Source organism: Variovorax sp. GW531-E2 (assembly GCF_059423125.1).
On the sequence record NZ_JBWKXQ010000013.1, the window covers coordinates 69,479 to 93,403 of the forward strand.

Annotated in this window: 23 protein-coding genes and 3 tRNA genes; 15 read left to right on the forward strand and 11 right to left on the reverse strand. The window is 67.6% G+C overall.

Annotated features, from left to right (window positions below; all coding sequences use genetic code 11):
• Nucleotides 1–43: 43 nt before the first annotated feature.
• The 5 genes from AC07XP_RS10840 (at nucleotide 44) to AC07XP_RS10860 (ending at nucleotide 2,456) form a co-directional block, all read left to right on the forward strand.
• A tRNA-Gly gene (locus AC07XP_RS10840) sits at nucleotides 44–119 on the forward strand.
• Between the two features lie 63 nt (nucleotides 120–182).
• Nucleotides 183–256 (forward strand) — tRNA-Cys (locus tag AC07XP_RS10845).
• 98 nt (nucleotides 257–354) lie between these two features.
• Nucleotides 355–446, forward strand: a tRNA-Leu gene (locus AC07XP_RS10850).
• Between the two features lie 23 nt (nucleotides 447–469).
• Nucleotides 470–1,108, forward strand: a complete 639-nt coding sequence (locus AC07XP_RS10855) for a DUF6806 family protein (protein ID WP_095745079.1) — start codon at nucleotides 470–472, stop codon at nucleotides 1,106–1,108.
• A gap of 31 nt (nucleotides 1,109–1,139) precedes the next feature.
• On the forward strand, nucleotides 1,140–2,456 hold the full coding sequence (locus AC07XP_RS10860; protein ID WP_495264638.1) for an MFS transporter: 1,317 nt from the start codon (nucleotides 1,140–1,142) through the stop codon (nucleotides 2,454–2,456).
• A gap of 15 nt (nucleotides 2,457–2,471) precedes the next feature.
• Here the strand turns inward: AC07XP_RS10860 and AC07XP_RS10865 are convergent, their stop codons facing one another.
• The 6 genes from AC07XP_RS10865 to proV all read right to left on the reverse strand — a co-directional run bounded on the left by AC07XP_RS10865 (nucleotide 2,472) and on the right by proV (nucleotide 9,238).
• A complete protein-coding gene (locus AC07XP_RS10865; RefSeq protein ID WP_495264639.1) occupies nucleotides 2,472–3,260 on the reverse strand; it encodes a PA3715 family protein in 789 nt (262 codons plus the stop codon).
• 16 nt (nucleotides 3,261–3,276) lie between these two features.
• Nucleotides 3,277–4,089 carry a glutamate racemase gene (murI, locus tag AC07XP_RS10870; protein WP_495264640.1) on the reverse strand — a complete coding sequence of 271 codons (813 nt, stop codon included), beginning with the start codon at nucleotides 4,087–4,089 and terminating at the stop codon, nucleotides 3,277–3,279.
• On the reverse strand, nucleotides 4,086–5,639 hold the full coding sequence (locus AC07XP_RS10875) for a fumarate hydratase (protein WP_495264641.1): 1,554 nt from the start codon (nucleotides 5,637–5,639) through the stop codon (nucleotides 4,086–4,088). Before AC07XP_RS10875 ends, murI begins: the two co-directional genes overlap by 4 nt.
• Before the next feature lie 103 nt (nucleotides 5,640–5,742).
• Nucleotides 5,743–6,753 (reverse strand): glycine betaine/L-proline ABC transporter substrate-binding protein ProX, encoded by a 1,011-nt coding sequence (proX, locus tag AC07XP_RS10880; protein WP_495264642.1) that lies wholly within the window; start codon nucleotides 6,751–6,753, stop codon nucleotides 5,743–5,745.
• 22 nt (nucleotides 6,754–6,775) lie between these two features.
• Complete coding sequence (gene proW, locus AC07XP_RS10885) at nucleotides 6,776–7,963, reverse strand: glycine betaine/L-proline ABC transporter permease ProW (protein WP_495264643.1); 1,188 nt, start codon at nucleotides 7,961–7,963, stop codon at nucleotides 6,776–6,778.
• 21 nt (nucleotides 7,964–7,984) lie between these two features.
• Entirely contained in the window at nucleotides 7,985–9,238 is a 1,254-nt protein-coding gene (gene proV, locus AC07XP_RS10890; protein ID WP_070060474.1) for a glycine betaine/L-proline ABC transporter ATP-binding protein ProV, read from the reverse strand.
• Nucleotides 9,239–9,794: 556 nt separating this feature from the next.
• Between proV and fumC the strand changes: the two genes are divergently transcribed.
• Nucleotides 9,795–11,192 carry a class II fumarate hydratase gene (gene fumC / locus AC07XP_RS10895; protein WP_495264644.1) on the forward strand — a complete coding sequence of 466 codons (1,398 nt, stop codon included), beginning with the start codon at nucleotides 9,795–9,797 and terminating at the stop codon, nucleotides 11,190–11,192.
• Nucleotides 11,193–11,256: 64 nt separating this feature from the next.
• Here fumC and AC07XP_RS10900 read toward each other — a convergent pair whose 3' ends face one another.
• Nucleotides 11,257–11,874, reverse strand: a complete 618-nt coding sequence (locus AC07XP_RS10900; RefSeq protein ID WP_495264645.1) for an NAD(P)-dependent oxidoreductase — start codon at nucleotides 11,872–11,874, stop codon at nucleotides 11,257–11,259.
• Between the two features lie 107 nt (nucleotides 11,875–11,981).
• Here AC07XP_RS10900 and AC07XP_RS10905 point away from each other — a divergent pair, with 107 nt between their 5' ends.
• Nucleotides 11,982–12,893 (forward strand): LysR family transcriptional regulator, encoded by a 912-nt coding sequence (locus AC07XP_RS10905; RefSeq protein ID WP_095947779.1) that lies wholly within the window; start codon nucleotides 11,982–11,984, stop codon nucleotides 12,891–12,893.
• Here AC07XP_RS10905 and AC07XP_RS10910 read toward each other — a convergent pair.
• A complete protein-coding gene (locus AC07XP_RS10910) occupies nucleotides 12,890–13,525 on the reverse strand; it encodes a YqhA family protein (RefSeq protein ID WP_062475803.1) in 636 nt (211 codons plus the stop codon). The two genes, AC07XP_RS10905 and AC07XP_RS10910, sit on opposite strands and share 4 nt — an antisense overlap.
• Nucleotides 13,526–13,676: 151 nt before the next feature.
• Between AC07XP_RS10910 and acs the strand changes: the two genes are divergently transcribed.
• Complete coding sequence (acs, locus tag AC07XP_RS10915; protein ID WP_495264646.1) at nucleotides 13,677–15,674, forward strand: acetate--CoA ligase; 1,998 nt, start codon at nucleotides 13,677–13,679, stop codon at nucleotides 15,672–15,674.
• 200 nt (nucleotides 15,675–15,874) lie between these two features.
• On the forward strand, nucleotides 15,875–16,375 hold the full coding sequence (locus AC07XP_RS10920) for a hypothetical protein (RefSeq protein ID WP_062482638.1): 501 nt from the start codon (nucleotides 15,875–15,877) through the stop codon (nucleotides 16,373–16,375).
• Between the two features lie 36 nt (nucleotides 16,376–16,411).
• Here the strand turns inward: AC07XP_RS10920 and AC07XP_RS10925 are convergent, their stop codons facing one another.
• On the reverse strand, nucleotides 16,412–16,717 hold the full coding sequence (locus AC07XP_RS10925; RefSeq protein ID WP_095745089.1) for a c-type cytochrome: 306 nt from the start codon (nucleotides 16,715–16,717) through the stop codon (nucleotides 16,412–16,414).
• A 107-nt stretch (nucleotides 16,718–16,824) separates the two neighbouring features.
• Here AC07XP_RS10925 and AC07XP_RS10930 point away from each other — a divergent pair, with 107 nt between their 5' ends.
• Both AC07XP_RS10930 and AC07XP_RS10935 read left to right on the forward strand, forming a co-directional pair.
• On the forward strand, nucleotides 16,825–17,082 hold the full coding sequence (locus AC07XP_RS10930) for a TIGR04438 family Trp-rich protein (RefSeq protein ID WP_062482640.1): 258 nt from the start codon (nucleotides 16,825–16,827) through the stop codon (nucleotides 17,080–17,082).
• Nucleotides 17,083–17,128: 46 nt separating this feature from the next.
• Nucleotides 17,129–17,947, forward strand: coding sequence for a DUF3592 domain-containing protein (locus AC07XP_RS10935; protein ID WP_159277140.1), 819 nt, complete (start codon nucleotides 17,129–17,131; stop codon nucleotides 17,945–17,947).
• A gap of 7 nt (nucleotides 17,948–17,954) precedes the next feature.
• Here the strand turns inward: AC07XP_RS10935 and ilvD are convergent, their stop codons facing one another.
• A complete protein-coding gene (ilvD, locus tag AC07XP_RS10940) occupies nucleotides 17,955–19,649 on the reverse strand; it encodes a dihydroxy-acid dehydratase (RefSeq protein WP_062482642.1) in 1,695 nt (564 codons plus the stop codon).
• A 106-nt stretch (nucleotides 19,650–19,755) separates the two neighbouring features.
• Between ilvD and AC07XP_RS10945 the strand changes: the two genes are divergently transcribed.
• Nucleotides 19,756–20,697: a LysR family transcriptional regulator gene (locus tag AC07XP_RS10945; protein ID WP_159277139.1), complete on the forward strand. Its 942-nt coding sequence runs from the start codon at nucleotides 19,756–19,758 to the stop codon at nucleotides 20,695–20,697.
• Between the two features lie 3 nt (nucleotides 20,698–20,700).
• Here the strand turns inward: AC07XP_RS10945 and AC07XP_RS10950 are convergent, their stop codons facing one another.
• Nucleotides 20,701–21,639, reverse strand: coding sequence for a LysR family transcriptional regulator (locus AC07XP_RS10950; RefSeq protein ID WP_495264647.1), 939 nt, complete (start codon nucleotides 21,637–21,639; stop codon nucleotides 20,701–20,703).
• 140 nt (nucleotides 21,640–21,779) lie between these two features.
• On the opposite strand from AC07XP_RS10950, the gene AC07XP_RS10955 reads away from it, so the two are divergent.
• Genes AC07XP_RS10955 through lgt form a run of 3 tightly spaced genes read left to right on the forward strand, consistent with a single transcriptional unit; the run spans nucleotide 21,780 to nucleotide 23,753 of the window.
• Nucleotides 21,780–22,553 carry an SDR family oxidoreductase gene (locus AC07XP_RS10955; protein ID WP_495264648.1) on the forward strand — a complete coding sequence of 258 codons (774 nt, stop codon included), beginning with the start codon at nucleotides 21,780–21,782 and terminating at the stop codon, nucleotides 22,551–22,553.
• Nucleotides 22,554–22,595: 42 nt separating this feature from the next.
• Nucleotides 22,596–22,865 (forward strand): hypothetical protein, encoded by a 270-nt coding sequence (locus AC07XP_RS10960; RefSeq protein WP_495264649.1) that lies wholly within the window; start codon nucleotides 22,596–22,598, stop codon nucleotides 22,863–22,865.
• Nucleotides 22,866–22,922: 57 nt separating this feature from the next.
• A complete protein-coding gene (lgt, locus tag AC07XP_RS10965; RefSeq protein ID WP_495264650.1) occupies nucleotides 22,923–23,753 on the forward strand; it encodes a prolipoprotein diacylglyceryl transferase in 831 nt (276 codons plus the stop codon).
• Nucleotides 23,754–23,925 lie beyond the last annotated feature (172 nt).

Here is a 23,925-nt window from a genome sequence, read left to right on the forward strand (position 1 = left end):
TGTGGAGCCTCAAAAAACTGGTATATAATTTGAGGCTCGAAACGCGGGAATAGCTCAGTTGGTAGAGCGCAACCTTGCCAAGGTTGAGGTCGAGAGTTCGAGACTCTTTTCCCGCTCCAGTTTTGAAAAAGGGAAGCAAGCAGCTTCCCTTTTTTTCGCAGTTCGATTTCGTTATTCAGCGTGGCGCGATAGCAAAGCGGTTATGCAACGGATTGCAAATCCGTCTAGCCCGGTTCGACTCCGGGTCGCGCCTCCACCCTCTCGTCAAGACCGATCGGCTCCGATACACAAGCCCCGCCAACCGACGTTGCCGGGGCTTGTTTCATTTGGGTTATCGTCGATGTTCAACCCGAGGCCCGGATGGTGAAATTGGTAGACACATCGGACTTAAAATCCGCCGCTTCCTTAATCGGGGCATACGGGTTCGACCCCCGTTCCGGGTACCACCATATTTACAAGGGAGTATTTGATGCCTCGCTACAACGCTCCATTTGAGATCCATGTGCATGGCGATGTGCCGCTGCGATCGGACGTGAGCTTCGAGCAGATCCAGGAGGCGCTGCGGCCGCTCTGGAAATACGCAGGCGCCAAATCGCTGGCCGACGGTGCCACCAGCACCTACGAAGAAGAACCCGGCATCCGCTTCGAGCAGAAGGACCACACGCTGCAGATCTGCTGGACCGTGCCGGGCGACGAAGACTTCCGCCAGGCGCTCGACGAGATGTGCATGGGCCTGAACGAACTTTCCGAACGCGGTGCCGCGATCGAAGTCACCTTCTACGACACCGATTTCGACGAAGAAGAGGGTGATCCCGACGAAGAATCGCGCGACGACTTCCTGATGCTGTTCGTGGGCCCCAACCCGGCCGCGATCATGCAGGTGCAGCGCGACCTGCTGGTCGAAGACGTGGTCAACCTCATGGAACGCCACTTCGACGGTGCCGAACTGGGCGGCGTGGTCGCCGAGATCGATCGCCTCTTCAGCGACCGTTTCGACGCGCTCGTGAACTCGCTCGAAATCGGCAAGCGTCCGCGCGGTGCCGGAGGGGCCGGCGGCGGCAGCGGTGGCGGCCACGGCGGTGGCCGTCGTCCGCGCCACCTGCACTGACCTTTCCCTTACCGCCCGGTCCCAAGGCCGCATGGCCCTGTTCCCAGCCTCCGCGTTGCGCCCCGGCGTGCGCAAGCGCGAGGTGTTCGGCTGGGCGATGTACGACTTCGCGAACTCGGGCTACACCACGGTCGTGATCACGGCGGTGTTCGCCGCCTACTTCGTGGGCGGCATCGCCAAGGGCGCGCCATGGGCCACCTTCGCGTGGACCGCGGCCCTCAGCACCTCGTATGCCATCGTGATGTTCACGATGCCCGCCATCGGCGCCTGGGCCGACCTGCGTGCCGCCAAGAAGCGCGTGCTGGTCATGACGACCACGGGCTGCGTGCTCGCCACGGCGGCTCTGGCGCTCACGCCGGGCTTTGCGGGCGGCGCGATGGGTGTCGCGCTCGCGATGGCGCTGGTGATCGTCTCCAATGCTTTCTATTCCTACGGCGAGTCTCTGACCGGCGCCTTCCTGCCCGAGCTGGCGACGGCCGAAGGCATGGGCAAGGTGAGCGGCTGGGGCTGGGCCTTCGGCTATGTCGGCGGCATGCTGGCGCTGGGGCTGTGCCTGGCGTACGTGCTGTGGTCGCAAGCGCGCGGGCTGCCGGCGGCGCACTTCGTGCCGGTCACCATGCTGATCACGGCGGCGATCTACGGCGTGGCCGCCTGCGTCACCTTCGCGCTGCTGCCCGAACGCGCCGTGCCGCAGGCCCGCCGCGGCCAGGACAGCGCCTGGCGGCAATTGCGCGCCACCTTCCAGCAGGCGCGCGCCTACCGCGACTTCATGTGGCTGCTGGTCTGCACCGTCTGCTACCAGGGCGGCGTGGCGGTCGCGATCACGCTGGCGGCGATCTACGCCGAACAGGTGATCGGCTTCGTCGCGAGCGAGACGATGGTGCTGATCTTCGTGCTCAACGTTGCGGCCGCGCTCGGCGCCTTCGCCTTCGGCTACGTGCAGGACCGCATCGGCCACAAGGTGTCGCTGGCCGCCACGCTGCTCGCGTGGATCGCGGTATGCGTGATCGCCGCATGGGTCACGACCAAGGGCGGCTTCTGGTGGGCCGCCGCCATCGCAGGGCTGGCGATGGGCTCGAGCCAGTCGGCGGGGCGCGCGATGACCGGCTACCTCGCGCCGCCGCAGCAGCTGGCCGAATTCTTCGGCCTCTGGACCTTCGCCACGCGCCTGGCCAGCATCATCGGCCCGCTGAGCTTCGGTGCCATCACCTGGGCCACCGGCGGCAACCAGCGCATCGCGATCCTGTCGACGGCCGTGCTGTTCGTCGGCGGGCTGTTGCTGCTGCTGCCGATCGATATGCAACGCGGCCGCAAGGCCGCGCTGCACGACAAGGCTGCTGCGCGATAGCGGCGCCCCGGCGCCTCAGGGCGCCTGCTGCAGCGACTTCGGCACCTTGAAGCGCTCGCCGTCATAGCGCAGCGTCACGGTGCTGAACTTGGCGGGCAGCGCTTTCTCGACGCAACCCTGGTCTTCCTGTTCCTGCGCGCGGCTTTGCACCAGCGTGCGCGACAGCTGCAGGTCGGCAAAGCCGTTGCTCGTGGTGCGCGCGACCGACAGCATGGTGCGCAGCTTCTCGAAGTGGCCGGTGCAGGTGGCGTCCCAGCCGCCGTTGTCGTGATCGAGCTCGACCTCCTGCAGCACCTGCTGCAGCTTGTTGCCGCGCTGCACATACAGGCGCACGGTCTCGCTGGCCTGCGGGCCCGAGGTCGTGCTGTTGCCGCGGTAGCGCACGCGCAGGCCGAAGGCGCGCGTGTCGGGGGACAGCACATAGCGCGAGGTATCGACACGGATTTCCTGGATCGAGGTGGTGGCGTCTTCGTCGAGCGCCTCGGGCAGGAAGATCCGCCCGATCACCGTGTCGCGGTCGGTGTTGCCGTTGTCGGGCCGCTGGATCAGCAGCAGCGCGAGGTCGAAGACCTTGGCGCCCTTGTCCGTGGTCTCGCGCGGCATGGGCAGCACCACGATGCTGCGGCCGGGAAACGCCGGCCAGACCTTGCATGCGGCCAGCCGCTCGTCGAGCGGCTGCTTCGGATAGAGCTTGGCGTGCATGCGCTCGGCCAACCCGCTTTCGCAGGCGGCGTGGCCCAGGCCGGCGGCCGAGGCCAGGCCCAGCAGGACCAGTGCATGACGCAGGAAGAAGAGGGCGCGCATGGCGGGTGAGTGGATGTCAGGCAGCGTTCGCCGCCGGCACCGAAGCGCCTTGCGCGCGTGCGGGCAGCCAGCGCGCCGCGGCGGCTTCGAGCACCGTCAGGTCGCCGCTGCTCTCGAGCACCAGCGCGCCTTCGCTGCCGTCGTCGGCCAGCCGGCCGAGCGATGCCAGCACGCGGCGCGTCTGCTGCGCGACCGGCGCGCCGGTGTCGATGAAGCGCAGCGTCGGCGGTGCGTGGCGCTGCAGTTCGTCTTTCACGAGCGGGTAATGCGTGCAGCCGAGCACCACGGTGTCGACCTGGCCCGCGCCGTCGCCGAAGGGGCCGGCCTGCGCCATGTAGCGCGCGCACAGCGCGGCGATGCCGGGGTTGTCGAAGCCTTCGATGGCCTTCACGAGACCGTCGCACGACACGGGCCGCACGGTGGCCGAGCCGCCGAAGGATTCGCGCAGGGCTGCGTACCGGGCGCTGGCCAGCGTGCCGCGCGTGGCCAGCACCGCGATGTGGCCCGTGCGGCTCGTCGCCACGGCGGGCTTGAGCGCCGGCTCCAGGCCCACGATGGGCAGCGCGGGAAATTCGGCGCGCAGCACGTGGATCGCCGCCGTGGTGGCCGTGTTGCAGGCCACCACCAGCGCCTTGATGTCGTGCGCACGCAGCAGGTGTTCGACCACCTGGCGCGAGTGCGCGATGACGTAGGCGTCGCCGCGTTCGCCATACGGCGCGTTCGCGGTGTCGGCGAAGTAGACGAAGCGTTCCATCGGCAGCTCGGCCTGCAGCGCGGCGAGCGTGCTCAGCCCCCCGACGCCGCTGTCGAACACGCCGACCGGGTTCAAGCGACTTCCAGCGGAATGGTCTTGAACTCGCCGCTGGCGATGCGCTTTTGCCACTCGGCCGGGCCGGTGATGTGCGCGCTGGTGCCGCCGGCATCGACCGCCACCGTCACGGGCATGTCGACCACGTCGAATTCGTAGATGGCTTCCATGCCCAGGTCCGCAAAGCCCACCACCTTGGCGGTCTTGATGGCCTTGCTCACGAGGTAAGCGGCGCCGCCCACGGCCATGAGGTAGGCGCTCTTGTGCTTCTTGATCGCCTCGATGGCGACCGGGCCGCGCTCGGCCTTGCCGATCATGGCGATCAGGCCGGTTTCGGCCAGCATCATCTCGGTGAAGCCGTCCATGCGCGTGGCGGTGGTTGGGCCGGCGGGGCCCACGGCTTCGTTGCCGACCGGGTCGACCGGGCCGACGTAGTAGATGACGCGGTTGGTGAAATCGACCGGCAGCTTCTCGCCCTTGGCCAGCATGTCCTGGATGCGCTTGTGCGCGGCATCGCGGCCGGTGAGCATCTTGCCGTTCAGCAGGATCGTGTCGCCCGGCTTCCAGCTGGCGACTTCGGCGGGCGTGAGCTTGTTCAGATCGACGCGCTTGCTCTTCTTCTCGTCGGGCGCCCAGTTCACGTCGGGCCACAGGTCGAGCGACGGCGGATCGAGGTAGACCGGGCCGCTGCCGTCCATCACGAAGTGCGCGTGGCGCGTGGCCGCGCAGTTGGGGATCATCGCCACGGGCTTGCTGGCCGCGTGCGTGGGGTACATCTGGATCTTGACGTCGAGCACGGTGGCCAGGCCGCCCAGGCCCTGCGCGCCGATGCCCAGGGCATTGACCTTCTCGAACAGTTCGAGGCGCAGCGACTCGACCTTGCTGAGCTCGGCGCCCGAGGCGGCCTTGGCCTGCAGCTCGTGCATGTCCAGGTCGTCCATCAGGCTTTCCTTGGCCATCAGCGCGGCCTTCTCGGCCGTGCCGCCGATGCCGATGCCCAGCATGCCGGGCGGGCACCAGCCGGCGCCCATGGTCGGCACGGTCTTGAGCACCCAGTCGACCACGCTGTCGCCGGGGTTCAGCATGACCAGCTTGCTCTTGTTCTCGCTGCCGCCGCCCTTGGCGGCCACCGTCACCTCGACGGTGTTGCCCGGCACGATCTCGGTGAAGATCACCGCGGGCGTGTTGTCCTTGGTGTTCTTGCGATCGAACTGCGGGTCGCCCACGACCGAGGCGCGCAGCGTGTTGTCGGGGTGGTTGTAGCCGCGGCGCACGCCTTCGTTGATGGCGTCGTCCAGCGAACCGGTGAAGCCGCCCCAGCGCACGTCCATGCCCACCTTGAGGAACACGTTGACGATGCCGGTGTCCTGGCAGATCGGGCGGTGGCCCGTGGCGCTCATCTTGCTGTTGGTGAGGATCTGCGCGATGGCGTCCTTGGCGGCAGGGCTCTGCTCGCGCTCGTAGGCCTTGGCCAAATGGGCAATGTAGTCCGCGGGGTGGTAGTAGCTGATGTACTGGAGCGCGGCGCTGATCGATTCGATCAGGTCGGCCTGCTGGATCGTGGTCGTCATGGTGGGGAGTCTTCTTGGAGGGGGAACGCCCTCGATTATCTCAGCCACCAATACCGCAGGCCGGCGCCGGGCGAAAGGGCGCCGGCGCGGGGGTGAGGCCGTGTTACCGGGCGGCGGCGCGCGCCTGTGCAATCCACCCATCGAACGTCGCCTGGTGCACCCGAATCCACCCGTCGGTGTGGCGCGTCACGTCCTGCATGCTGTTCGCGCCTTCGCTCATGCGCAGGTTCTGCGCGTTGATGTCGCTGATCGGCAGCTTCATCACCTCGAACAGGCGGCCGGCGGCGGGGTTCTTCTCGATGAAGGCCCGGTTGGCGACGATGCGCTGCTCGTTGGCCAGGAAGCCGTAGTTGCGGCCGTTGGGCAGCCGGGTGTCGACCTGTGCGCCGGCCTGCGCGGGCGAGAAGGGCACCTGCAGCCAGACCACGTCGGCGCCCGGGCGCAGCACGGCGCTGACCCAGTAGGGCGTCCAGGTGTAGTAGAGGATCGGCTTGTCCTGCTTGAAGCGCGCGATGGTGTCGGCCATGAGCGCGGCGTAGCTGCCCTGCTTGTGGGTCACGCTGTCGCGCAGCTGGTAGGCGTTCAGGTGGTTCTCGATGGCCAGCTCGCAGCCCCAGCCGGGGTTGCAGCCGGTGAGGTCGGCCTTGCCGTCGCCGTCGGCGTCGAACAGCTTGGCAATCGCCGGGTCCTTCAGCTGCGCGAGGTTGGTGATGTTGTATTGCTCGGCGGTCTTGCGGTCGATCAGGTAGCCCTGCACCGCGCCGTCGGAGTACGTGCCCTGGCGCCACAGCTTGGCGTCGCCGCCGCTGTTCTTGTAGAAGTCGGCGTGCAGCAGGCTCCAGTGGTTGGCCATGAAGGTGGCGTCGCCGTTGGCAATGGCCAGGTGCTCGGTGGCGGGCTCGAGGTCCTTCATCGGCTCGACGGTGTAGCCGAGCTTTTCGAGCGCGCGCATCACCAGCAGCGTCTGGAAGGCTTCCTCGGCGAGCGAGCTTTTCAGCGGCTGAACGGTGATGCCCTGGCCGGGCAGGTCGTTGGCGGCCTGTGCGGTCGCACCGAAGGCGATAAGGCCCAGCGCCAGGAGGCCGCGGGCAAGGAAGAGGCGGGTGGTCTTCATGCGTGGTTGTCCTCCGTGACGGTCAGTGCGCTTGCGCGGAAAGGGCGGGCACGGCGTCGTCGGCGTGCGTCTGGCCGCGCGAGGGCGTGCCCACGAGGCGCTGCAGTGTGCGCAGCGCGAAGCCGGCCGGGCCGGTGTGCCACCAGCGGTGGCCGGCGCTGCGGCGCGACTTGCCCATGGCCTGCGTCAGGCGGTCCAGCGTGATCGCCAGCAGCACGATGCCCAGGCCGCCGACGGTGGCCAGGCCCATGTCGAGCCGGCCGATGCCGCGCAGCACCATCTGGCCCAGGCCGCCCACGGCGATCATCGAGGCGATCACCACCATCGACAGCGACAGCATCAGCGCCTGGTTGATGCCCGCCATGATCGAGGGCATGGCCAGCGGCAGCTTCACCTTCACGAGCATCTGCCAGGGCGAGGCGCCGTAGGCGCGCGCGGCCTCGATGAGGTCGGGGCGCACCTGGCGCAGGCCGAGGTTGGTCAGGCGCACCAGCGGGGCGAGCGCGAAGACGATGGTCACGATCACGCCCGGCACGTTGCCGATGCCGAACAGCATCACCACCGGCACGAGGTACACGAAGGCCGGCGTGGTCTGCATGGCGTCGAGCACCGGGCGCATCACGCGCTGGGCCCGGTCGCTGCTGGCCAGCAGCACGCCCAGCGGCAGGCCGATGACCATGCAGAACACCAGCGAGGTCAGCACCAGCGACAGCGTGACCATGGCTTCGGGCCAGATGCCCAGCACGGTCACCAGCATCAGCGACACGACGGTGCCGATGGCCAGCGCGCGGCCGGCGAACTGCCAGGCGAGCAGGCCGATGAGCGCGATCATCGGCAGCGCGGGCAGGGCGGTGAGGAGGCCCTGCACCGAGTTGAGCGTGCTGTCGATCGGCAGGCGCACGGTCTGGAAGAAGGGACGGAAGTGCTCGACCACCCAGCCCAGGCCCTGGTTGATCCAGGCCTCGACGGGCAGCGAGCCGTCCCACAGGCGGTGCAGCGCGAAGCCGTTGGTGGCGGTGTCGGCCTGCCCCGCAAGGGCGTGCGCGGTGTTCGCCGGGGCGTCGAGCCAGGCGCTGGCGGTCGAGGTGTCAGGCGCGGCCGAGATCGCTTCCCACGGATCGAGGACAGCAGGGGGCGCGGCGGGCGTGTCCAGGACGGGGGAGTCCAGCAGGGGCGCGTTCAGGTCGGAAGGCAATGTGGTGTCGTTCATCGTTCAAGGTCCTTCGTGAATTCAGTGCGGCTCGGCGGCGAGTGCGGGCGCGGCATGCGGCGAGACGGGTTCGATCGGCGGCGTGTCGCGATCGAGGAAGCGCAGCAGCGTCGTCTTGCTGATCGCGCCGCAGAAGCGGCCGTCGCCAGCCACGACCGGCAGCGCGCACGGTGCCTGCGCGAGCTGGCCGATCAGGCCGGCCACGGGGGCCTCGGCGTCGATGCGCGGCAGGTCCTCGAGGAAGGCGTGCTGCAAGCCGAGCGGGCCCGAATGCCCGTCGAGCGCGCCACGCAGCGTGTCGGCCGAGACCACGCCCAGGAAGCGCTTGGTCGGGCTGGTCACGTAGGCGAAGTCGCGGTCCTGGTCTTCGAGCAGCTTGAGCGCCGCGCGTGCGCCGCGCTCGGGGTGCTCGCACACCACGGTGAGCGACTTGCGCGCGATGTCGGCCGCCTTGAACACCGCCGCCGCGTCCACGCCGCGCACGAAGCTGCGCACGTAGTCGTCGGCCGGGCTGCGCAGGATCTCGTCGGGCGTGCCGACCTGGATCACGTGGCCGTCCTTCATGATCGCGATGCGGTCGCCGATGCGCATGGCTTCGTCCAGGTCGTGCGAGATGAACACGATGGTGCGCCGCTGCACCTGCTGCAGCCGCAGCAGCTCCGACTGCATCTCGGTGCGGATGATCGGGTCGAGCGCCGAGAAGGCCTCGTCCATCAGCAGGATCGACGGGTCGGACGCCAGCGCGCGCGCCAGGCCCACGCGCTGCTGCATGCCGCCCGAGAGCTCGTCGGGGTAGCTGTCGCCCCAGCCCGAAAGGCCCACCTGCGCCAGCGCGAGGTCGGCCTGCGCGAGGCGGTCTTTCTTGCGCGTGCCCGACAGCTCCAGGCCGAAGGCGGTGTTCTCGCGCACCGTCATGTGCGGCATCAACGCGAACGACTGGAACACCATGCTGATGTCCTTGCGGCGCAGGGCGCGCAGCTTGCTGTCGGAGTGCTCGTTGATGTCGGCCCCGTCGATCACGATGCGCCCGGCGGTCGGCTCGATGAGCCGGTTCAGCAGGCGCACCAGCGTCGACTTGCCCGAGCCCGACAGGCCCATGATCACGAAGATCTCGCCGGCCTGGATCTCGAAGGTGGCATCGAACACGCCGATCGACTGGCCGGTCTTCGCCAGGATTTCCTTCTTGGAAAAACCTTGGCGGACCAGCTCGAGGGCTTGTTCGGGCGAATCGCCGAACACCTTGAAGACATGGTCGATGAGAATTCCTTTGGCCATATGCCGGGGCTCCTTGAGTGAAGGGTGGACACAGCACCGCCCCGGAGGGCGGCAACGGCCACGCCATCAGCCCGATGAGGGAGCTGCCCGACAGCGCGCATGAAGATTGCGCATGCGCATGCAATGGCCCGGCGAGCCCCGAGGGCTGCCGACAGGCACTGAAGACGACTTGGCGACGAAGCCAGTGCCCGCCGGATGCTTCATTCGCAGACAACGGGCCTGGTCGAGGGGCGCCGCCTGGATGAGCGTGACGTGGCAATGGGGCCGGAAAAAAGATCCGGCCGGTTTGCCGGGCTGGGCCCGGCGTGAAGGGCCTTGCACCGCGACGGGATTCGCAGATCCGCGAGTAGTGCAAGGGTGACCAACATGACTTGTTGGTCGTCGGAAGCCGCTAATTATAACTTTTTGGCATGACGCGAGTCAACCCACGGGCGTATCGTGTCTGTGGGACCCGGGCGAAAGGCCTCGTCAGATGCGAGCCATTCTTATTGAGACCATACTCGGCATCGCGCCCGATAAGCGGCGCAACCATCCAAGACTGCGGAGCCTTTTTCTCATGACGACTTCTCCCAAGACCCGTGCCGAGCGCGACACCTTCGGCCCGATCGACGTGCCGGCCGACAAGCTGTGGGGCGCGCAGACGCAGCGCTCGTTGCAGAACTTCGACATCTCCGGCGAGCAGCAGCCGCGCGAGATCATCAAGGCGCTGGCCCAGGTCAAGCGCGCGTCGGCCGTGGTCAACCACGCGCTGGGCCTGCAGGATGAGAAGAAGACCAACGCCATCGTGGCCGCGGCCGACGAAGTCATTGCCGGCAAGCACCCGGGCGAGTTCCCGCTCGTGGTCTGGCAGACCGGCTCGGGCACGCAGAGCAACATGAACGTCAACGAGGTGCTGGCCAACCGCGCCAGCGAACTGCTCGGCGGCGAGCGCGGGGAAGGGCGCCTCGTGCACCCGAACGACGACGTGAACCGCAGCCAGTCGAGCAACGACGTGTTCCCCACCGCCATGCACGTGGCGGCCGTCGAGGCCATCACGCACAAGCTGCTGCCCGCCATCGCCAAGCTGCGCGGCACGCTGGCGAAGAAGGCCGAAGACTTTGCCGACATCGTGAAGATCGGCCGCACCCACCTGCAGGACGCCACGCCGCTCACGCTGGGCCAGGAGTTCTCGGGCTACGTGGCGCAGTTGGCGCACGGCGAGGCGCACGTGCGCGCCGCGCTGCCGCACCTGTGCGAACTGGCGCTGGGCGGCACGGCCGTCGGCACCGGGCTCAATGCGCCCAAGGGCTATGCGGAGCAGGTCGCGGCCGAACTCGCGAAGCTCACGAGCCTGCCGTTCGTGACCGCACCGAACAAGTTCGAAGCCATGGCCAGCGTCGACGCGCTGGTGCATGCCCACGGCGCGCTCAAGACGCTCGCCGCCAGCATGAACAAGATCGCCAACGACGTGCGCTGGCTCGCGAGCGGCCCGCGCAGCGGCATCGGCGAGCTGAGCATTCCCGAGAACGAACCCGGCTCGTCGATCATGCCGGGCAAGGTCAACCCGACCCAGAGCGAGGCCGTGACGATGCTGGCCGCGCAGGTGTTCGGCAACGACGTCGCCATCAACATCGGCGGCGCCTCGGGCAACTTCGAGCTGAACGTGTTCCGCCCGATGGTGGCGCACAACTTCCTGCAGAGCGTGCGCCTGCTGGCCGACGGCATGGTGAGCTTCAACGACCACTGCGCCGTGGGCATCGAGCCGAACCGTGAACGCATCACGGAGCTGGTGCAGCGCTCGCTGATGCTGGTGACGGCGCTGAACACGCACATCGGCTACGACAAGTCGGCCTACATCGCGAAGAAGGCGCACAAGGAAGGCACGAGCCTGCGTGAGGCGGCGATTGCGTCGGGGCACCTGACGGCCGAACAGTTCGACCAGTGGGTGGTGCCGGAGAACATGACGGGCCGTTGATCCGCTCCGCAGCCCCCATGAAAAAAGGACCCGCGAGGGTCCTTTTTCGTTGCCGGCCGGTCGATCAGTAGCCGATCGTGTAGCGCTGGCGCGAGTGCGCGGGCTTCTCGAGCTCGTCGATGAACGCGATCGCGTAGTCCTCGAAGCTGATCCAGCTGCGGCCCTCGGCGCTCACCAGCAGGTCGTCCTTGCCGAGGCGGAACTTGGCGGTGCGCTCGCCTTCGACGAATTCGGCCGAGGGCGACAGGAAGGTCCAGTCGAGGTCCTTCTCGTTGCGCAGCGCGTCCAGGAACACGCCGCCAGCCGTGGCTTCGGCGCGGTAGGCATCGGGGAAGTTCGGCGTGTCGATCACCTTCAGGCCGGGCGCTGCGAACAGGCTGCCGGCGCCGCCGACCACCAGCAGGCGCTTCACGCCCGCGCGCTTGACGGGTTCGATGACGGCCGCGGGCGGCACGGTGGCGAAGTGCGCGGCGCTGAACACGGCGTCATGGCCGGCCACGGCCTTTTCTAGGGCGGCGGCGTCGAGCGCGTCGACATCCACGGCCTTCACGTTGGCGCGGCCCGACAGCTTCTCGCTGGCCTTGCGCGCGATGGCGGTGACGGTGTGCCCGCGGCGCAGCGCTTCTTCGAGAAGGCGGCTGCCGGCACGTCCGGTGGCTCCGATGATGGCGATGTGGCTCATGAGGGACTCCGGTCAAAAGTTGGGAAGGGGATGAACCGCATCTTAGGTTTCTGGTTTCGAAAGAAATACCTCGAATTCCGCGCTTCTTTATTCCTAAAATCGTTCGAATGGACCGATTGAACGCAATGCGGGTGTTCGTGACCGTGGTGGACGCGGGCAGCCTCTCGGCCGCGGCCGACAAGCTCGACCTGTCGCGCCCGGTGGTCACGCGCTACGTGGCCGAACTGGAGCAATGGACCGGCGCACGCCTGCTGCACCGCACGACGCGCCGCCTGAGCCTCACGGCGGCGGGCGAGGAACTGCTGCCGCGCTGCCGCCAGGTGCTCGAACTCGCGGGCGACATGCAGGCGGCGGTGCGCCATCCGGCCGAGGCGCCCAGCGGGCAGCTGCGCATCACCGCCAGCACCTCGTTCGCGCAGGCGCAGCTGGCCGGCGCGGTGGCCGATTACGTGCGGCGCTACCCGGGCGTGGCGGTCGACCTGGTGCTGCTCGACCGCGCGGTGAACCTGGTGGACGAGCGCATCGACCTCGCCATCCGCGTGTCGTCCGAGATCGATCCGAACCTCATCGCGCGCCGGCTCTCGGTGTGCCGTTCGGTGGTCTGCGCGACACCCGATTACCTGAAGGCGCACGGCCAGCCGCAGCGCGTGGAAGAGCTGGCGCAGCGCAACTGCCTCACGCATTCGTATTTCGGCCGCAGCCTGTGGAACTTCACGCGCAAGGCCGACGGCCTGCCGGTTTCGGTGGCCGTGGCCGGCAACCTCTCGACCAACGACGCGGCCAGCCTGATGGCGCTGGCGCGGGCCGGGGCGGGCATCGCGATGCTGCCCACCTATCTGACGTCGGGGTTGTTGCAATCGGGCGAGCTGGTGTCGCTCTTTCCCGATCACGAGCCGCAGGTACTGGGGGTGTATGCGGTGTACGCCTCGCGCAAACACATGCCGTCTGCGCTGCGCACCTTGCTCGATTTCCTGGCCGAGCGCTTCACCGAAGTGCCGGCCTGGGACACGCCTTCTTAGTGATGGGCGTTGGCGGCTGCGGCCTCGTTCATCAGCTTGTCGGTGTAGGCGATGGCCATGGCCGAGAACAGGAACGCGATGTGGATCACGGTCTGCGCGATCAGCACCTTGTCGGTGTAGTTGTCCGCGTTGATGAAGGTCTTGAGCAGGTGGATCGAGCTGATGCCGATGATGGCGGTGGCCAGCTTCACCTTGAGCACCGAGGCGTTCACGTGGCTCAGCCACTCGGGCTGGTCCTGGTGGCCTTCGAGGTCCATGCGGCTCACGAAGGTCTCGTAGCCGCCCACGATCACCATGATCAGCAGGTTGGAGATCATCACCACGTCGATCAGCGCCAGCACCACCAGCATGATCACCGTCTCGTTGAGCGCGCCGACCGGTGCGGTGGTCTTGTAGCCGATGCTCGCGATCAGGGCCTGCAGCGCGTCCTTGTTGCCGAAGGCGGCTTCGACCAGGTGCAGCAGCTCGACCAGGAAGTGCACCACGTACACACCCTGCGCCACGATCAGCCCCAGGTACAGCGGCAGCTGCAGCCAGCGGCTCGCGAAGATGAGCCGGGGCAGTGGCTTCAGCGGGGAACTGCGTGCTGGTACGGGCGCGTTCCGGGCGTCGAAAGGATCGGGGGCGGACATGAAGTAAGAAGACAGATGTAAAAAGTCGGGCGATTCTAGAGGTCTCCCAGTGACGCACTCGTGATAACCCTGCGAACTAACATCGACCCCGTCAGTGGCCCGTAAGTGCGTGCCCCGACATTACGGCCGCATTCAATCAGGAGACAAGAGCATGAGCAGCGCATCGAAGAACATTGAATCCGTCCTGGTCGAGAACCGCGTGTTCCCGCCCGACGCCCGCGCCACCGAAGGCGCCCGCATTGCCGGCATGGCCGCCTACGAGGCGCTGTGCAAGGAAGCCGAACAGGACTTCGAAGGCTTCTGGACCCGCCTGGCCAAGGACAACCTCCAGTGGACGAAGCCCTTCACCCGCACCCTGGACGAATCGAAGGCGCCGTTCTACGAATGGTTCGGCGACGGTGAACTCAACGCCAGCGCCAACTGCCTGGACAAGCACATCGGCACCCCCGTCGAGAACAAGACCGCCATCGTCTTCGAAGCCGACGACGGCGCCGTCACCCGTGTCACCTACAAGGAACTGCTGGCCCGTGTGAGCCAGTTCGCCAACGCGCTCAAGGCGCAGGGCATCCGCAAGGGCGACCGCGTCATCATCTACATGCCGATGACCATCGAGGGCGTGGTCGCCATGCAGGCCTGCGCGCGCATCGGCGCCACCCACAGCGTGGTGTTCGGCGGCTTCTCGGCCAAGGCGCTGCAGGAACGCATCATCGACGCGGGCGCCGTGGCCGTCATCACCGCCAACTACCAGCTGCGCGGCGGCAAGGAACTGCCGCTGAAGGCCATCGTGGACGACGGCATCGCGCTGGGCGGCTGCGACACGCTCAAGACCGTGCTCGTGTACGAGCGCACGCCCACCGCGTGGAACCGCGTCGAGGGCCGCGACAAGACCTTCACCGAAGCGCTGGCCGGGCAGAGCACCGAGTGCGCGCCCGTGCCGGTCAATGCCGAGCACCCGCTGTTCATCCTCTACACCTCGGGCTCCACCGGCAAGCCCAAGGGCGTGCAGCACGCCACCGGCGGCTACCTGCTGTGGGCCAAGCTCACGATGGACTGGACCTTCGACATCCGTCCCGAAGACCTGTTCTGGTGCACCGCCGACATCGGCTGGATCACCGGCCACACCTACGTCGCCTACGGCCCGCTCGCGGCCGGCGCCACGCAGGTCGTGTTCGAAGGCATCCCGACCTTCCCGCACGCGGGGCGCTTCTGGGAAATGATCCAGAAGCACAAGGTCTCGATCTTCTACACCGCGCCCACCGCGATCCGCTCGCTCATCAAGGCGGCCGAAGGCGACGAGAAGGTGCACCCGAAGAACTGGGACCTGACCAGCCTGCGCCTCCTCGGCTCGGTCGGCGAGCCGATCAATCCCGAAGCGTGGATGTGGTACCACCGGAACATCGGCGGCGAGCGCTGCCCGATCGTCGACACCTTCTGGCAGACCGAAACGGGCGGCCACGTCATCACGCCGCTGCCGGGCGCCACGCCGCTGGTGCCGGGCTCGTGCACCTTGCCGCTGCCGGGCATCATGGCCGCCATCGTCGACGAGACGGGGAAAGACCTGCCCAACGGCGCCGGCGGCATGCTGGTCATCAAGCGGCCATGGCCCTCGATGATCCGCACCATCTGGAACGACCCCGAGCGCTTCAAGAAGAGCTACTTCCCCGAAGAGATGGGCGGCACGATCTACCTGGCCGGCGACGGCGCGGTGCGCAGCGCCGACCGCGGCTACTTCCGCATCACGGGCCGCATCGACGACGTGCTCAACGTGTCGGGCCACCGCCTGGGCACGATGGAAATCGAATCGGCGCTGGTGTCCAAGACCGACCTCGTGGCCGAAGCCGCGGTGGTGGGCCGTCCCGACGACGTGACGGGCGAGGCCGTGTGCGCCTTCGTCGTGCTCAAGCGCGCGCGCCCGACCGGCGAAGAAGCCAAGCAGATCGCCAACGAGCTGCGCGCCTGGGTCGCCAAGGAAATCGGCCCCATCGCCAAGCCCAAGGACATCCGCTTCGGCGACAACCTGCCCAAGACGCGCAGCGGCAAGATCATGCGGCGTCTGCTGCGCAGCATCGCCAAGGGCGAGGCGATCACGCAGGACACCTCGACGCTCGAAAATCCGGCGATCCTCGATCAGCTGTCCGAGACGAACTGAACCCCCGGGATTGGCCGAATCCGGCCATTCCGGAACAGTTGTCACGAACCTGCTGTATCGAGGTGTAGGACATGGCCGTTTGTGCGGCCATGTGCACCAAAGCGGCCTCCTGGCTGAGGTAAAACCGATGTCGTCACCGCGTGCCCTGACAGGCGCGCGGTCTTTGTCATCGTGATCGGTTGTTTGCAAGGAGGCGCCACATGGGCGTGAGATCCGCTTTTCTTTTTGTCATCGTGCTGCTCATCGCGGGGCTTGCCGCGCTGAACTGGGGCACGTTGTCGGCACCCACCGACGTGTGGCTGGGCTTCATGAGCGTGTCGGCGCCGCTCGGGCTGATCATGCTGGGGCTCACGGCCGTGCTCGCGGCCTTCTTCCTCGTGTACGTGCTGTACCTGCACAGCTCGGTGCTGCTGGAGACCAAGCGCCACACGAAGGAAATGCAGACCCAGCGCGACCTCGCCGACAAGGCCGAGGCCTCGCGCTTCACCGAACTGCGCAACTTCCTGGAAGCGCAGGAGAAGCAGCACATGTCGCACAACGCCGACCGCCACACGGCGCTGTTGGCGCGCATGGATCAGCTGGAAAGCGCGGTCAAGCTGCGTTCGGACCAGACCGACAACACGGTGGCGGCGCACATCGGGCAGCTCGAGGACCGCATCGAGCGCCGTCCGGTGCCCAGCGACATCAACCCGAGCATCTGAGCGGGCGCGCCGCTGCGCGCTTCGTTTTGCTGCCGGTTACTTCGTCGACAACACCCAGGCTGCGAGCTTCTTCGCATCGGCTTCGCTGACCTGGTTGTTGGCCGGCATCGGCACCGGGCCCCACACGCCCGAGCCGCCCTTGATGATCTTGGTGGCCAGCGAGTTGGCCGCGCCCTTGTCGTCCTTGTACTTGGCCGCGATGTCCTTGAACGACGGCCCGAGCACCTTGCGTTCGACCGCGTGGCAGCTCATGCAGTTCTTCGACGTGGCAAGGGCCAGGTCGGCAAAGGCGGGCGCCGCGAGGCCGAGGCCCAGGGCTGCCATCAACATCGTTCTTTTCATGGGGACTGTTTTCGTAAGGGCTGAGTTACATTCGATCCAACGCGATTGTAGGTAGCGCGGTGCACACGCACCGGCGGCGATACCGACCAACTCGGAGGGTATTCGCGATGTGGTTTCTGCTCTTGGGCCTGCTCGGTGTAGCCCTCAAATATTTCGAAGTGGGCATGGTCGCCGGCTGGAGCTGGTGGATCGTGTTGAGCCCGTTCGCGCTGGCGCTGGCCTGGTGGGCCTGGGCCGATTCGTCGGGCTACACCAAGCGCAAGGTCATCGAGCGCGAAGAGCGGCGCAAGCAGGCGCGCATCGACCGCCAGAAGACCAACATGGGCCTTCGCACCAGCAACGGGCAACAGCGCCCGCGCCGCTGACCACGCGGCCCCGTCACCCGCGCCGCATGCCGACAGGACGCGCGCCATGGACGACGAAGCCGCCACCCACGCCTTGCTCGTCTTCGGGCTGTCGCTGCTGGTCGGGCCGGCCGTCGGCGCGCTGGTCGGGCGCTTCAAGACCTTCTTCTGGGGCGCCGGCATTGGCGCCTTGCTGATCGGCTGCGCCGGCCTGTACGGCGCGGTCACGGTGGGCTGGCAGCGCTACCAGTCGATCGCGGGCACGGCCAGCACGCAGGGCAGCCTGGTCGAGTTCGTGGAAGAGCGCAGCAAGGACAGCAAGGGCTACGTCACCACCACGCGCGCGCCCCTCGTCGAATACACCGCCGCCGACGGGCAGAAGCGCCGCGTCAAAGGGCTCGGCGGCAGCCTGTCGGACAAGGAATGGGGCGATGCGGTCGAGGTGCGCTACAGCACCGCCGACCCGGCCCAGGCGCTGGTGGCCGACTTCCAGAACATGTGGGGCATCGTCTGGGGGCTCGGCCTCTTCGGCGGCTTTCCGACGATGTTCGGCCTGTTCTTCACCGGCATGGCGCTCAAGGAAGGCCGCAGGGGCCGGCCGGCGCCGGTGCGCGAGCCGACGCCCACGCAGAAGAAATGGCGCACGCGCGGCACGGTGCTGGCGAACGTGGTGTTCCTGGCCGGCTTCGCGCTGGTGTTTCTCTATCCCGACGACAGCGCGATGAAGCAGTTCGGTGCGGGTTTTCTCACCATCGGCGCGGGGGCGCTGCTGCACTTCGTCGTGCAGAGCTTTCCCCCGGCGATGGATTTCGAAGCCCGGGCCATCTTCGCGATCGTCGGCCTGGGCTTTGCTGCCTTCGGCTACGGCGCTTGGATGATGGGCTGAGTCCGCTTCAGAACTTGTCGAGCACCGCGCCCGAGCTCGCGCTCGAGGCGTTGAACGCGAACTTGGCCTGCACGCCGCGCGTGTAGCGCGGGGCCGGCGGCGTCCAGCCTTCGCGGCGCTTGGCGAGTTCGGCTTCGGGCACGTTGAGTTCGAGCTTCAGTTCGTGCGCGTCGATGGTGATCGAGTCGCCTTCGTTGACGAACGCGATGGTGCCGCCCGCCGCCGCTTCGGGTGCGACGTGGCCGACCACCATGCCCCAGGTGCCGCCCGAGAAGCGGCCGTCGGTGATGAGGCCGACGCTTTCGCCCAGGCCCGCGCCGATCAGCGCGCCCGTGGGGGCCAGCATTTCCGGCATGCCCGGGCCGCCCTTGGGGCCGAGGTAGCGCAGCACCATCACGTCGCCGGCCACGATCTTGCCGGCCAGGATGGCCTGCAATGCCGACTGCTCGTCGTCGAACACACGCGCCGGGCCGGTGATGACCGGGTTCTTCAGGCCGGTGATCTTGGCGACCGCGCCTTCGGGCGACAGGTTGCCCTTCAGGATGGCGAGGTGGCCTTCCTCGTACATCGGGTTGTCGATCGGGCGGATCACGTCCTGGTCGGCGCGCGGCACGTCGGGCACGTCCTTGAGCACTTCGGCGATGGTCTGGCCGCTGATGGTGATGCAGTCGCCGTGCAGCAGGCCGGCCTTGAGCAGCACCTTCATGACCTGCGGAATGCCGCCGGCCTGGTGCAGGTCGACCGCGAGGTACTTGCCCGAGGGCTTCAGGTCGCAGATCACCGGGACCTTCTTGCGCATGCGCTCGAAGTCGTCGATGGACCACTCCACGCCAGCCGCGTGCGCGATGGCCAGGAAGTGCAGCACTGCGTTGGTCGAGCCGCCGGTGGCCATGATGACCGCCACCGCGTTCTCGATGGCCTTCTTGGTCACGATGTCGCGCGGCTTCAGGTCTTTCTTGATCGCCTCGATCAGCACCTTGGCCGATTCCTTGGCCGAGTTGGCCTTTTCGTCGTGCGGGTTCGCCATGGTCGACGAGTAGGGCAGCGAGATGCCCAGCGCCTCGAACGCGCTCGACATCGTGTTGGCCGTGTACATGCCGCCGCAGGAGCCGGTGCCGGGAATGGCGCGCTTCTCGATCTCGTGCAGGTCTTCGTCGCTCATGTTGCCGGCCGCGTTCTGGCCCACGGCCTCGAACACGCTGACGATGTTCAGGTCCTGGCCCTTGTAGCGGCCCGGCAGGATGGTGCCGCCGTAGACGTAGATGGCGGGCACGTTGGCGCGCAGCATGCCCATGAGGCCGCCGGGCATGTTCTTGTCGCAGCCGCCGACCACCAGCACGCCGTCCATCCACTGGCCGCCGACGCAGGTCTCGATGCAGTCGGAGATGACTTCGCGGCTCACCAGCGAGTACTTCATGCCTTCGGTGCCCATCGCCATGCCGTCGGAGATGGTGGGCGTGCCGAACACCTGCGCGTTGCCGCCGGCTTCCTCGATGCCCGCGATGGCCGCGTCGGCCAGCTTCTGCAGGCCCGAGTTGCAGGGCGTGATGGTGCTGTGGCCGTTGGCGACGCCGACCATCGGCTTCTTGAAGTCGCCTTCCTCGTAGCCCATGGCGTAGAACATCGAGCGGTTGGGGGCGCGGCTCTTGCCTTCGGTGATGTTCGCGCTGCGGCGGTTGATCTGGATGGTCTTGGTGTCCATGGTGTCTCTTCTGTCGTGGGGAGATCGTGAGGGGGAGCGCCAAGTATCGGACTTCTGATTGATTGGTTCCAATCCAATTTGAAGCTTAGATTGATATGCTTGGCATATGAATGAAGCCCTCATCGACCTGCGCGCCTGGCGCCAGTTCGTGGCCGTGGCCGAAGAGCTGCACTTCGGCCGCGCCGCCCAGCGCCTGCACATGACCCAGCCGCCGGTCACGCAGGCCATTGCCCAGCTGGAGAAAACACTGGGCGTGGTGCTGTTCGACCGCACCCGCAGGCGCGTGGCGCTCACGCCCGCCGGCGAAGCGCTGCTGCCCGACGTGCGCGAACTGCTGGCGCGTGCCCAGGCCCTGCCGGCGCGGGCGCGCGCAGCGGCGGCGGGGCAGGTGGGACGGGTGCGCATCGCCTTCGTCTCGACGGTCGGCTTCGAGCAGCTGCCGGCCTGGGTGCGCGAATTCCGCGTGCTGTGCCCCGAGGTGGCGCTGGAGCTGGTCGAGGCCACCGGCGACGTGCAGCTCGAAGCCTTCGCGCGCGGCGAGATCGACGCCGGCTTGATGCTGCATTCGCCGGGCGCCGCGCCGCCGGGGCTGGCCTGCCTGCCGGTCGAGGTGGAGCCGCTGGTGCTCGCATTGCCCGCGCAGCACCGGCTGGCCGAGGCGCGGCCGGTGCCGCTGGCCGAGGTGCTGGACGAGCCGCTGGTGATCTTTCCGCGCCGCATCGTGCCCTCGCTACACGACGCGATCTTCGACCTGTACCACGCGGCCGGGCGCACGCCCCAGGTGGCGCAGGAGGCGATCCAGATGCAGACCATCGTCAACCTCGTGTCGGGCGGCATCGGGGCGGCCTGGGTGCCGCACAGCGTGATGCAGTTCCGGCGCGCGGGCGTGGTCTACCGGCAGGTCCACGAGTTCAAGGGCGTGGGGCGCCGCCGCGTGACGCTGCCGGTGTGCGAGACCAGCCTCGTGTGGCCCGCGCAAGCTTCGCATCCTGCGCTGGCGCGCTTCGTGGCCTTCGTGCGCGAGCGGGCGGGGCGCGTGCCGGCGTAAGACTCAGGCGCTGCGCGAAGCCCGGCCGGCGGGCGAGGGCGCATCGAGCGTGGCCGCCAGCAGCGTGTCGAGCCAGCCCGCGAAGGCCTGCACCCGCCGCGACAGGTTGCGCCGGTGCGGGTAGACGAGGTGCACCGGCAGCGGCTCGGCGCGCGCGTCGGGCAGCACTTCCACCAGCTCCCCGGCCGCGAGGTGCTCGCGCACGTCGTAGGCCGGGATCTGGATCAGCCCCAGCCCCGCCAGCGCGCAGGCGATGTAGGTCTCGGCGTTGTTCGCCGCCACCTGGCTGCGCAGGCGCAGCGTCTGGGTCTCGCCGTCGCGCAGCTGCCATTCCCAGGGCGCGGCGCGGCCACTGGTCGGCGAGGCGTAGTTGACCGCCATGTGCTGCGGCAGGTCGGCCGTCGTGCGCGGCGTGCCGTGACGCGCGAGGTAGGCGGGGCTGGCGCAGTTGATGAGCGTGAAATGCCCCAGCGGCCGGGCGACGAGGCTGCTGTTGGCGAGCGGGCCGACGCGCAGGGCGCAGTCCACGCCTTCGAGCACGAGGTCGACCGCGCGGTCGCTGGAGCCCAGCTCGAGCTCGACCGCCGGGTGGCGTGCGAAGAAGTCGGGCAGCGCCGGCGCGATCAGCAGGCGCGCGATGCGGCTGGGCACGTCGACCTTGAGCCGGCCGCTCACGCTGCTGTGCGCGGGCTGGAACTGCTGCTCCATGTCTTCCATGTCGGCCACCAGCGCGCGGGCCCGCTCGAGCAACACCTCGCCGTCGGGCGTGAGGCCCACGCGGCGCGTGGTGCGGTGCAGCAGGCGCGAGCCCAGGCGGGCCTCGAGCTGCTGGATGGCGGTCGAGATGGTGGCGCGCGGCAGCGCCAGCCGGTCGGCGGCGCGCGTGAAGCTGCCGGTTTCGGCCACGCGCAGGAAGACCTGGAGGAGTTCGATGCGGTCCATGGCGGCGGGGCTGATTGTTCGTGGTTTTCAGAACAGTCTAGCCTTGAATGAATGATTTATCTGCAACTTGGCGATCAATAGACTGGCGGCTCGTCACACATCCCGTCCCGGGTCTTTCACTCACTCAGAGGAATCCATCCATGTCCGCACGCACGCTCACGAACAAGGTCGCCGTCATCGCCGGCGGTGGCAAGAACCTCGGTGCCCTCATCGCCCACCAGCTGGTCGACGGCGGCGCCCGCGGCATGGCCATCCACTACAACAGCGACGGTTCGCGCGCCGAGGCCGAGCAGACCGCCGCCGCGCTGAAGGCCAAGGGCGCCGACACGCTGCTGGTGCAGGGCGACCTCGCGGTGGTCGAGAACAACGTGAAGCTGTTCGACCAGGCCGTGAAGCACTTCGGCCAGGTCGACCTGGCGATCAACACGGCGGGCGTGGTGATCAAGAAGCCGATCCTGGACATCACCGAGGCCGACTACGACAAGAGCTTCGACGCCAATGCCAAGGCGGCCTTCTTCTTCATCCAGCAGGCCGGCCGCACGCTGGCCGACGGCGGCAGCATCGTGACGCTGGTGAGCTCGCTGCTGGCGGCCTACACGCCGTTCTATGCCATCTACCCGGCGGCCAAGGCGGCGGTGGAGCACTACACGCGCGCAGCCTCCAAGGAGTTCGGCGACCGCGGCATCTCGGTGAACGCCATCGGCCCGGGCCCGATGGACACGCCGTTCTTCTACGGCCAGGAAAGCCCCGAGGCCGTGGCGTACCACAGCAGCGCCGCCGCGCTCAGCAAGTACTCGAAGAAGGGCCTCACCGACATCGAGGACATCGCGCCCATCGTGCGCTTCCTGGTCACCGAGGGTTGGTGGATCACGGGCCAGACCATCTTCGCCAACGGTGGCTACACCACGCGCTGACCCGCCGACATCCGGCAAGATGCGCCCAGGAGGACAACGCAGATGCACACAGTCATGGTGATGGGAGGCGGCTTCGCGCTGCTGGTGGTGTTTCTTCTGGGCGGCCGCTTCATGGGTGACGGCTCGGCGATGGCGCTGGCCGCGGCGGCCAAGTGGTTCATTCCGGCGTGGTTCGTCGGCGCGGGCATCAACATGGCCGTGGGCGTGCTCAAGGCCGGGTACTCGGTGGCCGAGGAACTGCCGATCTTCCTGTTCATCTTCGCGGTGCCGGCCGTGGTGGCGGGGTTGCTGTGGTGGAAGTTCGGGCGCTGACATTGTCCTGAATGCCCCCGTGGCGGCGGCGTCATTGCGCCACGGCACAATCGTCGGATGCTCATGTATCCGCAGATCAATCCCATCGCCTTGCAGTTGGGGCCGGTGGCCATCCACTGGTACGGCCTGACCTACCTGGCGGCCTTCGCGCTGTTTTATTTCCTGGGCACGCGCCGCCTGCACCACGAGCCGTTCCGCTCGCTGGCCACGGCCGGCGTGTGGCAACGCAAGGACATCGAGGACATCCTGTTCCTGGGCGTCATGGGCGTGATCGTCGGTGGCCGGCTCGGCTACTGCCTGTTCTACAAGCCCGAGTACTACCTCACGCACCCGCTCGAGATCCTGTATGTGTGGCAGGGCGGCATGAGCTTCCATGGCGGCCTGCTCGGCGTGATCGGCGCCATGGTGTGGTTTGCGCGCTCGCGTGCGCGGCCGTTCTGGCAGGTGATGGACTTCGTCGCGCCCTGCGTGCCGACCGGCCTGGCCGCGGGTCGCGTGGGCAACTTCATTAACGGCGAGCTGTGGGGCCGCTTCAGCAGCCCCGATCTGCCCTGGGGCATGGTGTTCCCGCAAAGCGGCTCGATGCTGCCGCGCCATCCGTCGCAGGTCTACCAGTTCCTGCTCGAAGGCCTGCTGCTGTTCGTCGTGATGTGGCTCTATGCGCGCAAGGAGCGCAAGCAGGGCCAGGTGGCCGCCGTGTTCCTCATCGGCTATGGCGTGCTGCGCTTCGTGGCCGAGTACTTCCGCGAGCCCGACGATTTCCTGGGCCTGCGCGCACTCAGCCTGAGCCAGGGCCAGTGGCTCAGCGTGCCGATGGTGATCGCCGGCATCGCGCTGTGGATCTGGTTCGGCCGCGCCGGCAAGACGGGCAGCACCGCGCGCGCCTGACCTCTCCACACCCCGCACAACGCGGCGCAGCACCTTCGGGTGCGCGCCGCTTTTTTTCGTCGATCTCAGGGTAATTCCGGGCCGCAAGGGCAGGGCGCGGCCCTTGCATTGCGTTAACCATGCACTCACAATTATGCGTAATTACAGGAAATTACGCGAAACGCCCACCGAC

What these genes read in the sequence shown, in the direction of transcription:
- AC07XP_RS10910 (WP_062475803.1), bottom strand. Translation starts at nt 13,525, where the DNA reads ATGTCCGCCCCCGATCCTTTCGACGCCCGGAACGCGCCCGTACCAGCA.
- AC07XP_RS10905 (WP_095947779.1), top strand. Translation starts at nt 11,982, where the DNA reads ATGGACCGATTGAACGCAATGCGGGTGTTCGTGACCGTGGTGGACGCG.
- ilvD (WP_062482642.1), bottom strand. Translation starts at nt 19,649, where the DNA reads ATGGACACCAAGACCATCCAGATCAACCGCCGCAGCGCGAACATCACC.
- AC07XP_RS10860 (WP_495264638.1), top strand. Translation starts at nt 1,140, where the DNA reads ATGGCCCTGTTCCCAGCCTCCGCGTTGCGCCCCGGCGTGCGCAAGCGC.
- AC07XP_RS10935 (WP_159277140.1), top strand. Translation starts at nt 17,129, where the DNA reads ATGGACGACGAAGCCGCCACCCACGCCTTGCTCGTCTTCGGGCTGTCG.
- AC07XP_RS10950 (WP_495264647.1), bottom strand. Translation starts at nt 21,639, where the DNA reads ATGGACCGCATCGAACTCCTCCAGGTCTTCCTGCGCGTGGCCGAAACC.
- AC07XP_RS10865 (WP_495264639.1), bottom strand. Translation starts at nt 3,260, where the DNA reads ATGCGCGCCCTCTTCTTCCTGCGTCATGCACTGGTCCTGCTGGGCCTG.
- AC07XP_RS10930 (WP_062482640.1), top strand. Translation starts at nt 16,825, where the DNA reads ATGTGGTTTCTGCTCTTGGGCCTGCTCGGTGTAGCCCTCAAATATTTC.
- fumC (WP_495264644.1), top strand. Translation starts at nt 9,795, where the DNA reads ATGACGACTTCTCCCAAGACCCGTGCCGAGCGCGACACCTTCGGCCCG.
- lgt (WP_495264650.1), top strand. Translation starts at nt 22,923, where the DNA reads ATGCTCATGTATCCGCAGATCAATCCCATCGCCTTGCAGTTGGGGCCG.
- proW (WP_495264643.1), bottom strand. Translation starts at nt 7,963, where the DNA reads ATGAACGACACCACATTGCCTTCCGACCTGAACGCGCCCCTGCTGGAC.
- AC07XP_RS10900 (WP_495264645.1), bottom strand. Translation starts at nt 11,874, where the DNA reads ATGAGCCACATCGCCATCATCGGAGCCACCGGACGTGCCGGCAGCCGC.
- AC07XP_RS10960 (WP_495264649.1), top strand. Translation starts at nt 22,596, where the DNA reads ATGCACACAGTCATGGTGATGGGAGGCGGCTTCGCGCTGCTGGTGGTG.
- AC07XP_RS10955 (WP_495264648.1), top strand. Translation starts at nt 21,780, where the DNA reads ATGTCCGCACGCACGCTCACGAACAAGGTCGCCGTCATCGCCGGCGGT.
- AC07XP_RS10925 (WP_095745089.1), bottom strand. Translation starts at nt 16,717, where the DNA reads ATGAAAAGAACGATGTTGATGGCAGCCCTGGGCCTCGGCCTCGCGGCG.
- proX (WP_495264642.1), bottom strand. Translation starts at nt 6,753, where the DNA reads ATGAAGACCACCCGCCTCTTCCTTGCCCGCGGCCTCCTGGCGCTGGGC.
- AC07XP_RS10855 (WP_095745079.1), top strand. Translation starts at nt 470, where the DNA reads ATGCCTCGCTACAACGCTCCATTTGAGATCCATGTGCATGGCGATGTG.
- acs (WP_495264646.1), top strand. Translation starts at nt 13,677, where the DNA reads ATGAGCAGCGCATCGAAGAACATTGAATCCGTCCTGGTCGAGAACCGC.
- AC07XP_RS10875 (WP_495264641.1), bottom strand. Translation starts at nt 5,639, where the DNA reads ATGACGACCACGATCCAGCAGGCCGACCTGATCGAATCGATCAGCGCC.
- AC07XP_RS10945 (WP_159277139.1), top strand. Translation starts at nt 19,756, where the DNA reads ATGAATGAAGCCCTCATCGACCTGCGCGCCTGGCGCCAGTTCGTGGCC.
- proV (WP_070060474.1), bottom strand. Translation starts at nt 9,238, where the DNA reads ATGGCCAAAGGAATTCTCATCGACCATGTCTTCAAGGTGTTCGGCGAT.
- AC07XP_RS10920 (WP_062482638.1), top strand. Translation starts at nt 15,875, where the DNA reads ATGGGCGTGAGATCCGCTTTTCTTTTTGTCATCGTGCTGCTCATCGCG.